13 protein-coding genes and 1 pseudogene are annotated in these 12,303 nt (G+C 69.7%); 9 read left to right on the forward strand and 5 right to left on the reverse strand.

Annotated features, from left to right (window positions below; all coding sequences use genetic code 11):
• The 4 genes from BLU81_RS02640 (at nt 1) to BLU81_RS02655 (ending at nt 2,942) form a co-directional block, all read left to right on the forward strand.
• Nucleotides 1-687: a beta/alpha barrel domain-containing protein gene (locus BLU81_RS02640; RefSeq protein WP_092541264.1), complete on the forward strand. Its 687-nt coding sequence runs from the start codon at nt 1-3 to the stop codon at nt 685-687.
• 173 nt (nt 688-860) lie between these two features.
• Nucleotides 861-1,517 carry a hemerythrin domain-containing protein gene (locus tag BLU81_RS02645; RefSeq protein ID WP_157751126.1) on the forward strand — a complete coding sequence of 219 codons (657 nt, stop codon included), beginning with the start codon at nt 861-863 and terminating at the stop codon, nt 1,515-1,517.
• A 45-nt stretch (nt 1,518-1,562) separates the two neighbouring features.
• The gene (locus BLU81_RS02650) at nt 1,563-2,327 is read left to right on the forward strand and encodes an ATP-binding cassette domain-containing protein (RefSeq protein ID WP_092541266.1); all 765 of its coding nucleotides are present in this window, start codon (nt 1,563-1,565) and stop codon (nt 2,325-2,327) included.
• Nucleotides 2,328-2,348: 21 nt separating this feature from the next.
• Nucleotides 2,349-2,942 carry an anthrone oxygenase family protein gene (locus BLU81_RS02655; RefSeq protein WP_092541267.1) on the forward strand — a complete coding sequence of 198 codons (594 nt, stop codon included), beginning with the start codon at nt 2,349-2,351 and terminating at the stop codon, nt 2,940-2,942.
• Here BLU81_RS02655 and BLU81_RS02660 read toward each other — a convergent pair.
• Nucleotides 2,897-3,586 (reverse strand): 4'-phosphopantetheinyl transferase family protein, encoded by a 690-nt coding sequence (locus BLU81_RS02660; protein WP_172890485.1) that lies wholly within the window; start codon nt 3,584-3,586, stop codon nt 2,897-2,899. The genes BLU81_RS02655 and BLU81_RS02660 overlap by 46 nt on opposite strands.
• 2 nt (nt 3,587-3,588) lie before the next feature.
• Nucleotides 3,589-4,086, reverse strand: a complete 498-nt coding sequence (locus BLU81_RS02665; protein WP_092541268.1) for an anthrone oxygenase family protein — start codon at nt 4,084-4,086, stop codon at nt 3,589-3,591.
• A gap of 137 nt (nt 4,087-4,223) precedes the next feature.
• Here BLU81_RS02665 and BLU81_RS02670 point away from each other — a divergent pair.
• Both BLU81_RS02670 and BLU81_RS02675 read left to right on the forward strand, forming a co-directional pair.
• A pseudogene (locus BLU81_RS02670) lies at nt 4,224-5,144 on the forward strand (AraC family transcriptional regulator); the annotation flags it as partial.
• A gap of 226 nt (nt 5,145-5,370) precedes the next feature.
• On the forward strand, nt 5,371-5,754 hold the full coding sequence (locus tag BLU81_RS02675) for an HPF/RaiA family ribosome-associated protein (protein WP_092541270.1): 384 nt from the start codon (nt 5,371-5,373) through the stop codon (nt 5,752-5,754).
• A gap of 164 nt (nt 5,755-5,918) precedes the next feature.
• On the opposite strand, the gene BLU81_RS02680 is transcribed toward BLU81_RS02675, so the two are convergent.
• Nucleotides 5,919-6,557, reverse strand: a complete 639-nt coding sequence (locus BLU81_RS02680; RefSeq protein ID WP_092541271.1) for a class I SAM-dependent methyltransferase — start codon at nt 6,555-6,557, stop codon at nt 5,919-5,921.
• 86 nt (nt 6,558-6,643) lie between these two features.
• On the opposite strand from BLU81_RS02680, the gene BLU81_RS02685 reads away from it, so the two are divergent.
• The gene (locus BLU81_RS02685; RefSeq protein WP_092541272.1) at nt 6,644-7,786 is read left to right on the forward strand and encodes an acyl-CoA dehydrogenase family protein; all 1,143 of its coding nucleotides are present in this window, start codon (nt 6,644-6,646) and stop codon (nt 7,784-7,786) included.
• Nucleotides 7,787-7,839: 53 nt separating this feature from the next.
• A complete protein-coding gene (locus BLU81_RS02690) occupies nt 7,840-8,295 on the forward strand; it encodes an Lrp/AsnC family transcriptional regulator (RefSeq protein ID WP_092541273.1) in 456 nt (151 codons plus the stop codon).
• Nucleotides 8,296-8,302: 7 nt separating this feature from the next.
• On the opposite strand, the gene BLU81_RS02695 is transcribed toward BLU81_RS02690, so the two are convergent.
• Nucleotides 8,303-9,067, reverse strand: a complete 765-nt coding sequence (locus tag BLU81_RS02695; protein ID WP_092541274.1) for a phytanoyl-CoA dioxygenase family protein — start codon at nt 9,065-9,067, stop codon at nt 8,303-8,305.
• A 715-nt stretch (nt 9,068-9,782) separates the two neighbouring features.
• Between BLU81_RS02695 and BLU81_RS02700 the strand changes: the two genes are divergently transcribed.
• Entirely contained in the window at nt 9,783-10,679 is an 897-nt protein-coding gene (locus BLU81_RS02700) for an AraC family transcriptional regulator (protein WP_092556509.1), read from the forward strand.
• Nucleotides 10,680-11,044: 365 nt separating this feature from the next.
• On the opposite strand, the gene BLU81_RS02705 is transcribed toward BLU81_RS02700, so the two are convergent.
• A complete protein-coding gene (locus BLU81_RS02705; protein WP_092541275.1) occupies nt 11,045-12,250 on the reverse strand; it encodes a pyridoxal phosphate-dependent aminotransferase in 1,206 nt (401 codons plus the stop codon).
• Between the last annotated feature and the right edge of the window lie 53 nt (nt 12,251-12,303).

The raw sequence follows: 12,303 nt of genomic DNA on the forward strand, positions 1-12,303 counted from the left end.
TTGTCCGGATTCCTGTCCGCGCTGTTGTCCGCCGAACTTCCGCTGATCATGGAGATCAAGCCGCGTGATCCGGACGGCACCGATCTGCTGGGCGGACGCAGCGCGGCGGAGGTCGTGGACACCTACGAGCGGGCCGGCGCGCCATGCCTGTCGGTGGTCACCGGGCACTGGTTCGGCGGTTCGGCGGACCTGCTGCGGGAGGTGACCCGGCGTACCGGGAAACCGGTCCTGCAGAAGGATTTCATCACCCGTCGGGAGCAGCTGGCCACCGCCCGGGATCTGGGCGCGTCGGCGGTGCTGCTGACCGCCGGCCTGCTGCCGTCGGCCGTCCTGGCCCGGATGGTCACCGCGGCGCTCGCCGCCGGCCTCACCCCGTTCGTCGAGGTCACCACCGAGCGGGAGATCGCCGCGGTTCCGCACGCCGGCGAGTGCGTGCTGGCGGTCAACAACAAGGACATCAAGGTCCGCGAGCGCGGTACGGCCGACCTCACCCGCAGCGCCGTGCTCCTGCCGGCGCTGCTGGCCGCCGGGACCCGCTGCCCGGTCAGCGCGAGCGGGATCCGGGACGCCACGGTGGCCGCCGGACTGCTCGGCCAGGGGTTCGCCGGGCTGCTGATCGGCACGTCCCTGCTTCGTAGCACCGACGTCACCGCCTGGGCCGACGAGGTGCGCCGGCTGAGACGCTGACGCATCCGGTTGAGCCCGACAACTATGGACCGTCCATCACTGGCTGGCTGTAATGGTCACATGACGCTCGGCGTTCCCTCCGGTCGTCCGGGCAGTGTCCCCCGCCTGCCCGGACGTGGTCGCCTCGGCCGGGCCGTCCGGTTTCCCCCGTCGTCCCAGCCAAGGAGTCGCACGTGCACCCAGCCATGTCCAGTGAGAACGGTGTCCACACGCTACCGGAGCATCTGCAGGCGTTCGCGCTGATGCACGTGGGGATGCGCCGTGACGCCAGAAGGCTGGTGGACGCGGCACCGAACGTGACACCGGGCACCGCGTCCGCGCTGAACTCCTGGTGGCGGCAGCTGCACGACGTCATCGACTGGCACCACCGCAGTGAGGACGACGTGCTCTGGCCGTCACTGCGGGCCCTGGTGCCGGAGTTCGGCGCCATCGAGCGGGAGATGCTGCACGACCACTCCGCGCTGGAGGAGTCGATGGCCCAGGTCTCGGCGAACATGCGCCGGTCGACCGGGATGGCCGCGCTGGCGCCCGCCGCACACCGGTTCCATCAGATCCTGGTCGACCACCTGCGGCACGAGGAGGCCGCGATCTTCCCGGTGCTGGCCGGCAACCTGACCATCGCGCAGTACACCTCCATCGAACAGCGCATCATCGGCTCCGCACCGCCCCGGGTCATGTCGTACCTGCAGCCGTGGATGTTCGACGAGGCCGACCCGTCGGTGACCCGGCAGGTCGGCGCCGGCATCCCGACACCACTGCGGCTGCTCGGCAACACCCTGCTGCGCATCCGCTACCAGCGGACGGTCGATCCCGTCCTGGCGCTGCGCTGACCTTGTCCGGGTCGCCAGCCGTCACCGTCACCATCGGGGGTTCTCATGTCGCTGGACACAACCATGGACGTGCTGCCGGGCGGAGCCCGCGGCCACCGCAACATTCCACCCGACATCGCCGCGGAGATCCTGCTGCGCCCGGCCGCCCGGGACCGGGTGGTCCGCTGCCGCGGGCTGTCCTACCGGGCCGAGGGGCAGACCCTCGTCGACGGTGTCTCGTTCGACATCCACGTCGGTGAGGCCTTCGGCCTGTTCGGCACCGACGCCGCCGCCCGCTCGGCGATCGTCGCCATGGTGTGCGGCCTGCTCGAATCCGGCACCGGTTCGGTTCATCTGTTCGACCGTCCGATCGAGCGGATCGAACCGGCCGCGCTACCGGCCACCGTCGGTTACGTCGCCCGCAGCGCCGTCGTCCTCAGCTCCGGCACCCTCGGCGAGAACCTGGCGCTGTGGGCCCGGATCGGCGGCCTGCCCGAGAGCGAGCACCAACTGCGCATCGCCGGGGCCCTGGCCCTGGTCGGGCTGACCACCCGGCGCGACGACCCGGTGTCCCGCTGCACCGGCGGCACCCTGCGCGAACTCAGCGTCGCGGCGGCCCTGCTGCACCAGCCGCGGCTGCTCGTCCTCGACGAACCTGGCGCCGGGCTCACCCCGCGTGGCCGGACCCGCCTCGGCGCCACCCTGGCGGGACTGCGGGACAGCGGCGTGGCCCTGCTCTGCTCCGGGCCGGCCGCGTCGGACTTCCCCGCCCTCTGCCGGTCGGCGGCCTACCTCGAGAACGGCCGGCTGTCTCTGCAACCGGCTGCTTGACCCATCCTGTGAAAGGTCGTCATGTCCTACCCTCCGTATGCTCGGCCGCACCCCGCCGTACCCCCGCAGGCCGGCCCGTCCCCGGCGAAGCCGGCCGGTTCACGCCCGGTGACCGTGACGCTGATCGCCGGCCTGATCTGCATGGGCCTGATGGCCGGGCTCTTCTTCGGCTTCACCGTCTCGGTCATGCCGGGGCTGGCCGCCGGCGACGATCTGACCTTCGTCACGGCGATGCAGAACATCAACGACAAGATCGAGAACGGGCTGTTCGGCCTGGTCTTCACCGGGGCCTTCGCCTTCCCGGTGATCGCCGCCGTGCAACTGCTGCGCCGCCGCCGGTGGGCCGCCGCGATCTGGACCGCGGCGGCCGCGTTCGCCTACCTGCTGGTGCTCGGCCTGACCATGGCGGTGGAGATCCCGCTCAACGAGACCCTGGCGGCGGCCGGGGATCCGAGCCGGATCGCCGACCCGGCCCGGGTGCGCCACGACTTCGCGACCGTGTGGGTGCCGGTGAACGATCTGCGGACCGTTCTCAACCTGGCCGGCCTGGCGCTGCTGGCGCCGGCGCTCTACCTGCACGGCAAGACGTCGGCCGGCGCACCGGGACGTGGCTGAACGCCGGCGGGCACGGCGACCGTGGCCAACAGGAGATCATCGTGAACACCCCAGCGACCGCTGCACATCCGGGGCTCACCCGGCTGTGCGGCGACCGGCACGGCGGTGAACCGGCCGTCCGGTTCGATCGTCACCACCGCGTCCCGGAAACCCAGCCATCGGCCGGTGAGCGGGAACCACGCCTTGTAGAAGGCTTCCTTGGCACAGAACAACAGACGATCCCACGGCAGATCAGCGCGTACGGCGGTGAGTCGCGCGAGATCGTCACGTTCCGCTGCGGAAGTGATCAAACCGAGCACCCCGTCCGGGAGAGCACCGGCCGGTTCCGCGTCGATGCCCAGCGAAGCGGTGGCCGTGCTCTCGGCGACCGCCGCGCCCCGGAAGCCCCGGCAGTGGGTCAGGCTGCCGACGATCCCCGCGGGCCAGCGGGGTGCACCGCCCGGCCCGCGCACGATTGCCACCGGCGGACGGCCGAGTTCGGCCAGGGCCCGGCGGGCACACATCCGCACGGTGGCGTACTCGCGGCGGCGCTCCGCGGTGGAACCGGCGACGAGCACCAGCTCCTCCGGGAACAGCGGGGCGGGTGTGCCGTCGTCGAACGCGACGGCACACCGCACCCCGGGCGGCAGGAGATCGGCGAGCACGCTCAGATCTGCCCGTACGCGATCAGCGACCAGACGATCGCGGCGAATGCCCCCGTGCAGGTGAGAGTGCGCTGGTGGTGGGCGCGGACCCAGCGGTCGAAGAACTCGCCACGGACCCGCTGGGGGTCGGCGATCCCACGGGCCGGGCCGGCCGCCGCCAGTCGATTGTTGAGCGGGATGTTCACCCCGAAGGTGATCGCCATCGTGGCCAGGTACAGCACGAGCCCGATCACCAGCGGCACCCACACCGCGGTGTGCCCGGCGCTGAACTGCTGGAACGCGGCGACGCCGGTCGCGATCAGCGCCCCGGTGAACAACAGGCCGAACAGCGGGTTCTGGATGGCGACGTTGATCCGTTGCATGACGTCGATGACCGTGTGGTCGTCGGCCCGTCGTAGAGCCGGCATCACGGAGCCCGCGTACCCGTAGAACAGCCCGGCCATCAGTCCCAGCGAGATGGCGGCGATGAACAGGGTCGTGGTCCGTACCGGGTCGGTCATAGCCGTTTGCTCCCTTTTCGAGCGTCGTCTGGTCGGTTCCATTCAATCGGAACTGAGCTGGACTCGACATGGTCAAGAGGCTCTCATTCATGTTTCATCGTCTAGCTGCCGGTTCCTGTAGCCGATACGCTGCCACTATGGACACGCTCACCGGACTGCTGGACGAACCCCGCGCCCGGGGAGCCTTCCTGCTCCGGTCGGTGCTCGACCCGCCGTGGTGCCTGCGGATCCAGGACGAGGCGCCGCTCTCCCTGGTCACGCTGGTGCGCGGGTCGGCCTGGATCACCCCGAAGGACAGCGCCCCGGTCCGCATCGCCCCCGGCGACGTCGCCGTCATCCGCGGCCCCGACCCGTACACGGTGGCCGACGGCCCGCACACCCCCGTGCAGATCGTCATCCACCCCGGCCAGCGGTGCACCACGGTGGACGGTGTCGACCAGAGCGAGGTGATGGAGCTGGGCGTGCGCACCTGGGGTGACAGCCTCGACGGCGAGACCATCATGATCAGCGGTACCTACCAGATGCACAGCGAGATCAGCACCCGGCTGCTGCGGGCCCTGCCCACCCTGCTGCTGCGCCCGGCCGCCGACGGTGACAGCACCCTGGTCAGCCTGCTCAGCCAGGAGATGACCCGGACCGGCCCCGCCCAGGAGTTGGTGCTGGACCGGATCCTCGACCTGCTGCTGATCTCGGTGCTGCGCAGCTGGCTGGCCTCCTCGGACACCAGCGTGCCCGGCTGGCACCACGCGCAGAGCGACCAGGTCGTCGGCCCCGCCCTGCGGATGCTCCACGACGACCCGGCCCGTCAGTGGACGGTCGCCTCCCTGGCCACCCGGGCCGGGGTGTCCCGGGCCTCGCTGGCCCGCCGCTTCACCGACCTGGTCGGGGAACCGCCGATGACCTACCTGACCCGCTGGCGGCTCACCCTGGCCGCCGACATGCTCCGGCGCAGCGACGCCACCATCGGCACGGTCGCCCGGCAGGTCGGTTACGGCAGTGCGTTCGCCCTGAGCGCGGCCTTCAAACGAGAGCGCGGCCTGAGCCCGCAGGAGCACCGGCGCCGCACCGACGTCGCCCGGCGGCCCACTGATCCGCCACTCGCACCGCTGCCACTCGCGCCGCTGCCCGAGGCGCATCCCCGGGTGGTCTGGCTCAATGCGGCAGCGGTCCCCGTCGCCTCAGCTCTTTCGGCGACCGGGTCGTAGCGAGCGCCATCGATTTCGATTCGTTCTGATCAGGTTGGGTATGTGGTCTCTGACCGTTTCACCGGACAGAGGAGATCAGATGAGTGCCGTCGCCAACCCGGCCACCATCGCGGAATGTCTGCGCATGGGGGCCGGATTCTCGCAGGGTGACCGGAACTGGATCGAAGAGCTGCTCGGCACCCTGGACACCCGGCTCGCCTCGTTCCACGCCGACTCCACCGCCCTGGAGATCTCGGTCAAGGACCGCACCTCCCCGGGCCAGAAGGTGACCCTGGAGTGCTGGGTCAGCGGCGGCGACAAGGTGGTGACGACGTCCTCCGAGGATGATCTGCACGCGGCCGTGATGGATTGCCGCGACGACCTCCGGCGGCGGCTCAACGACGCCAAGACCCGCCAGGAGCCCCGGCACAACCGGCACCTGCGCGATGTGCCCCAGCCGGCCCCGGTCGACCTGCCGGGCTAGACCAGTCAGACCCGAAACCTGGCGTGCCCCGGGGCACGCCAGGTTTCTCCGTCTCTAACTCGTGGACTCCGCCTTCCCGGATGACGTTGCCGAATACCGAAACCACCGGCTCCGCCGCGAACATCACCGTGATCCCGTCATCGGTGACCCTGATCCGCTGCGTGTCAGCCATGCCGGTCACCTTTGCGCACCAGCACCTGCAGCGCCTGCGCGGTGTTCCCGTTCATCGTCGCGACCTCGACACGGCGTTCGGCCACCGGCTGAAATGGGTCGAACAGCCCACGGAGATGTTCCGGCGAATGATGCCGGCAGACCGCACCGTCTCCGGTGGTGAACACACCGTAGGGGGAGCCCCCGGCGTATCGCCGCAGATGGCGTTCATCGGTCTGCAGCAACAGATCACTGATGTAGATCAGCCCACCGGGCGCCAGTACCCGGTCGAGTTCAGCGACCACGGCCCGCTGCTCGTCGTCCCCCGGAACACAGGTGAGCACCGCGAACAGCACGATGACGTCGAAACTCCCGGCCGCCGCGTCCAGTCCGGGCGGCGCCGCGATCAGGCTGAGATCGAGGCCCGGCCGCAGCTTCCGCCCGCGCTCGATCAGGGCGGCGGAGACGTCCACCCCGGAGACCCGGGTGAAGCCGGCGTCCGCCAGAATCGCGGTGACCCGCCCGTAGCCGCACCCGTAATCCAGCACCCGGGCGTCCCGCCTGGTCCCGGCCATCCAGGAAAGATCCACCGGGTGGGTGAACTCCTTGGCCGCGCCGATCGTGTTCCAATATTGCCGGGCAGGATGATCCATGCGGCAACACGGTAATCCTGCCCGGCGACCAGTCCGGACCCCGATCGGCACCTCCCCATCGGGTGAACGATCGTTAGGCTGGGGTCATGAGCGTTGACCGACTGCTTCCCACCCCTGAAGCACACGACCTGCTCGACCTCACCACCGACCTCGCCGGGCGGGAACTCGCCGGCAAGGTCGACGACTTCGAGGCGCGCGGCGAGTTCCCCCGCGAGGTGCTGCGGACACTGGGCCGTTCCGGGCTGCTCGGGCTGCCCTATCCGGAGGCCGACGGTGGCGCCGGTCAACCGTACGAGGTCTATGTCCAAGTCCTGGAGATCCTGGCGGGCACCTGGCTGGGCATCGCCGAAGCGGTCAGCGTGCACACCCTGTCGTGTTTCCCGGTGGCCGGGTTCGGCACTCCGGAGCAGCGCAAGATGCTGCCCGACATGCTCGGCGGAGAGCTGCTGGGGGCCTACGCGCTCTCCGAACCGCACGGCGGCAGCGACGCGGCGGGCCTGACCACCCGCGCGGTCGCCGACGGTGACGACTACGTGCTCAACGGCACGAAAGCCTGGATCACCCACGGCGGAAAAGCCGACTTCTACAACATCTTCTGCCGTACGGGTGGGGCCGGCGCCCGAGGCATCTCCTGCGTGCTCGCCGACGCCTCCACGCCGGGTCTGCTGCCGCAGGCGCCTGAGCGGCTGATGGGCCTGCGCTCGTCGGCACCGGCGCAGATCGTCCTGGAGGACGCCCGGGTTCCGAGAGATCGCCTGGTCGGTGGGGAGAACGAGGGTTTCGGCATCGCGATGCAGGCGCTCGACGCGGGCCGTCTCGGCATCGCCGCCTGCGCGGTCGGCCTGGCCCAGTCCGCGGTCGACTACGCGACCGCCTACGCCCGGGAGCGCGAGCAGTTCGGGAAGCCGATCGCGTCGTTCCAGGGCCTCGGGTTCATGCTCGCCGACATGGCCACCCAGGTGTCCGCGGCTCGGGCGCTGCTGCTGAACGCGGCCCGGCTCAAGGACGCCGGGCGCCCGTTCACGATCGAGGCGGCGAAGGCGAAACTGTTCGCCACCGACATGGCGATGAAGGTCACCACCGACGCGGTGCAGGTGCTCGGGGGGTACGGGTACTCCGCCGACCACCCGGTGGAGCGCTGGTTCCGGGAGGCGAAGGTGCTGCAGATCGTCGAGGGCACGAACCAGATCCAGCGGTTGGTGATCGCCCGTTCGATGACGAAGGGCTGAGACGACGCCGTCCGCGGGCGGAGCCGGGTCTTCAGGTGCAGTAATGTGGCGCCGTGGAAGAGATCGACCGGGCTGTCGTGTCGGCCCTGACCGCGGACGGCCGGTTGTCGTATACGGACTTGGCCGAGCGGGTGGGCCTGAGTGTCTCCGCCGTGCACCAGCGCGTTCGCCGTCTCGAACAGCGCGGGGTGATCGACGGTTACACGGCCCGGGTGTCGTACGAGGCCTTGGGCCTGCCGTTGACCGCGTTCGTGGCGATCCGCCCGTTCGACCCCTCCCAGCCCGACGACGCGCCCGAGCGGCTCGCCCATCTGGCCGAGATCGACTCGTGTTATTCGGTGGCGGGGGAGGACTTCTACCTTCTTCTGGTACGGGTGCAGAGCCCCGCCGATCTGGAACGCCTGTTGCAGGACATCCGGACGGCGGCGAACGTGACGACCCGGACGACAGTGGTGCTGTCCACGCCGTACGAGCACCGCCCACCCCGGATCGCCACCCCCGCCGAGTAATCGTTGTTCAGGCAAGCCCGCGGCGGATCGTGATCTCCACGGGGGAGTAGTCGCCGTCGGCCCGCTCCAGTTCGTACGGCGCGTCCGGCATCAGCGGTGGCTGGGCCATGAAACGCGGCCGCACCCCGTGATGTGGTTGCGCCGCGTGCACCAGGAACGGGTGGCACAGGAACACGTCGCCAGGCGAACCGGTGGCGAGGGCTTCCGGCCGGTGATCGGAAGCCGCCACCAGATCGGGGGCGAGCTTCAGCCCGCTCGCGCCGTCCTCCCCGTACCCGGCCAGCACCTTCGGCACGTCCAGGTGCGAACCGACCCGGATCCGGGTCGGGGCGTCCGCCACACCGACCTCACTGAACAGGAACAGCATCAACAGGGCACGCCCCCGCGAGCGAAGATTGGTGAAGTACCAGCTCTCGCCCTCCGGCAGGTAGCTGCCCTCGATGTGCCAGCCCGCGTCGTCCGGTTCCGTCTCGTGCGGGAACCGTAGCGGGAAGGAGCCCAGCGAGTACCGTGGCCGCCACCGTCCCGGCCCGGCGAGCAGGTCGTAGGCGTGGTGCAGGTACGGCGAGTTGGGCGCGGCCGCGAACGGTCCCTGCCCCATCTCGGCCACCCAGTGCACCGGTTTCGTCCACGTCGCCGGATCGTCCGGGTCACAGCCGGTCTCCCGCCAGAGCAACCGAGCACCGTCCGCGGCGACACGCGGCGCGACGGCACCCGCCAGTTTCACGAACCCGTCCCGAACAAACCGAGCTGTCAGAGTGGCGTCATCCATGCCGCCAGCGTGCCCGGCCCGGTTCCGGCGCGCCCGACATCTTCCGCGCCGCTTCCATCGGGCGCGCCGGCCCACCACATGATCTTCGTAAGCGGTGCGGTTTTCGGGTGGTTGCTTCTCCGGTTGGCGGGTTCGGCGGTTCGGCGGTTCGGCACAAACTTCTTCTTACACTTTTCTGCGTGGGTGCGAGAAAATTTAGGTATGACTCAGCCAACGTTGTTCAGCGTTGCGGGAATGCGTGGCCGGGCCAAGTAGAGGAACTATTGCCCCGACCGTGACGAGTTTCGTCGTGACCATGAAAAGCGGCGTTCCTGCGGGCTTCAGCGCCGCCGCGCCGAGAAGCTTCGCCGCATTCGTGAACGCGACTCCATCGCCTTATCCAGCGACGATCGAGAGTGGTCGGCTTCTCTCACACCGAAGTCTCCGCCGACATCGAATCGGCCTTTCCGGGCGCCTCACGGTGGCTTCGAACGGTGCTACCGCCCCCGATGGTGGGCTGTCCTGCGCGGTCAATCAGTCGCGCGGCCCATCGGGCGCCGCCCCGACGCCCGATCTCAGGAGAATAAGTCGTTCAGGCCGGGCTCGGCGTCGGACGGAAATCCTGAAATGCGCGGCAGCGGAGAATCGCACCCTGAGCGGCCACACGGAAAGAGCGCGCGGGAGGTTTCCGGCGCTGCTGGTGGCCTGCTGATGGCTGCGGTGGAGAGGGGGCATGGTGATCTCGGTGCTGAATCGGCTTGTGGAGATCGTCGAGGAGGGGCTGACCGGGGACTTCGACGTCACGGCGGTGGCGCGGGGGCTGGGTACTACCGAGTATCACCTTCGCCGGATGTTCTCCTCGTTGGCGGGCATGCCGCTGTCGGAGTATGTGCGTCGTCGTCGGATGACCGTTGCCGCCGCCGATGTCGTTCAGGGTGAGGTGGACCTGTTGACGGTTGCCGTTCGGCACGGGTACGGGTCGGTGGAGGCCTTCGGGCGGGCGTTTCGGGCGGTGCACGGGGCTGGGCCCGGGGAAGTGCGCCGGGATGGAGGGCCGCTGCGGAGTCAGCCTCGGCTCGGGTTTCGGCTTACCGTTGACGGGAGCGAGCGGATGGATGCCCGGATCGCCGACCGGCCCGGGTTTCGGCTCGTCGGGTTCGCCGTTCGGGTTCCGCTGGTTCACCGAGGGGTCAACCCGCACATTCGGCGGCATGTCGCGGCGCTTCCGGCGGCGGAGCACGTTCGGTTGAAGGCCCTCGGTGACACTGTGCCGGGTGGTCTGCTCGCGGTCAGCGACGACCTTGATCCGGACCGGGCCGAGGGCAGTGAGCTGACCTATCTGCACGGGGTCGCGGTGTTGCCGGGCACGCCGGTCCCCGAAGAGTTCGACGTCATCGAAGTCCCGGCCGGACGGTGGGTGGTCGTCCGGGCCGCCGGGCCGCATCCGCAGAGCCTGCAGAAAGTCTGGGCCGCGACCGCGACCGAGTGGTTCCCGTCGAATCCGTGGCGTCAGCGGCCCGGTCCGGAGATCGTCGCGGTGCTCGATCGGGGCGCCGATCTCAGCACCGCGACCTGTGAGCTCTGGCTGCCCGTCGAACCGGCTCCGCTGACCCCCACCTCCGGCCCGCCGTGACGACCGGTGACCGCTACGCCCGGCCCACCGGCCCGCCGTGACGACCAGTGACCGCTACGCCCGGCCCACCGGCCCGCCGTGACGACCGGTGACCGCTACGCCCGGCCCTTGGACCCGGCGTGACGGCGGTGGCTGCCGTGTTCGGTGTGCCGGGCTGGCGTGACGGTCGGTGGCCGCTGCGTTGAGCTCGCCGGACTTGTGTGACGGCCGGTGACTGCCGGGTTTGGCCTGTCGGGTCGGTGCGGCGGGCGGTGGGCACCGCATTCGGCCCGGCGGTCGCGGGGTGGCCTTGCGCCGGGGCCGCCTCGCGGGGTGGAGGCGGTCGGCGTTTGGTGGAACGTACCGGAAAAGGGCTTGAAAGGGTTTTACTGGCGGTATGTCGAGAGGAAATCGCTGAAGCGGCCGATCGCCTCGTCCAGGACGTCTACGGGGGCCAGGAAGACGAAGCGGACGTGGTCGGAAGTGTCGATGTTGAAGCCGCTACCATGGGACAGGAGCAGGTGTTTCGACTCCAGCAGATCGATGATCAGGCGCTCGTCGTCGCGGATCTTGTGGATCTCTGGGTTCAGGCGGGCGAACAGGTAGAGGGCTCCGTCGGGGCGGAAGCACTCGACGCCGGGGATCGCCGTCAGGGAGCGCCACGCGTGTTCGCGCTGGTCGTAGAGGCGGCCGCCGGGGCGGACCAACGGCTCGATGCTCTGGTAGCCGCCCAGCGCTGTCTGGATGGCGTGCTGGGCCGGCACGTTGGGGCACAGGCGCATGTTGGCCAGCAGCTGGAGGCCTTCCAGATAGTCGGTGTCCTGCAGGCCGAAACCGGTGATCGCCAGCCAGCCGGAGCGGAAGCCGGCGGCGCGGTGGGTTTTCGACAGGCCGCCCATGCTGATCATCGGGACGTCGGGGGCGATCGCGGCGGCGGTGTGGTGGACCGCCTCGTCGTAGATGATCTTGTCGTAGATCTCGTCGGCGAAGACCAGCAGGCCGTGGCGGCGGGCCAGGTTCAGCATGCCCTCGAGGACCTCGCGGGAGTAGACCGCGCCGGTCGGGTTGTTCGGGTTGATGATCACCATGGCTCGGGTGTTCGCGGTGATCCGGGACGCCAGGTGTTCCAGGTCGGGCTGCCAGCCGTTGCTCTCGTCGCAGCGGTAGTGCACCGCCCGGCCGCCACACAGGGTCACCGCGCCGGTCCACAGCGGGTAGTCCGGGGCCGGGACCAGCACCTCGTCGCCGTTGTCGAGCAGCGCCTGCAGCGACATCACGATCAGCTCGGAGACGCCGTTGCCGAGCATCACGTCTTCCGGCTGGACTTCGGTGACGCCCTGGAGCTGGTACTTCTGGGCGACAGCGACCCGCGCCGAGTAGATGCCGCGCGCGTCGCTGTAACCCTGCGCGGCGTTCAGATTGTGGACCATGTCGGCGACGATCGGTGTCGGCGTGGCGAGGCCCCAGGGCGCCGGATTGCCGATGTTCAGCTTGATGATCTTGTGACCGGCGTCCTCCAGCTCCGTTGCCCGGCGCAGGACCGGCCCGCGAATGTCGTATCGGACAGCCTTGAGCCGTTGCGCCTGCTTCACCAGGACACTCTCCCTATCGGTCGACGGTCGTGTCCGCCGAAGCGTAGCTACTC

Origin of the sequence: Actinoplanes derwentensis (genome assembly GCF_900104725.1) — a bacterium.
Classification (GTDB): domain Bacteria; phylum Actinomycetota; class Actinomycetes; order Mycobacteriales; family Micromonosporaceae; genus Actinoplanes; species Actinoplanes derwentensis.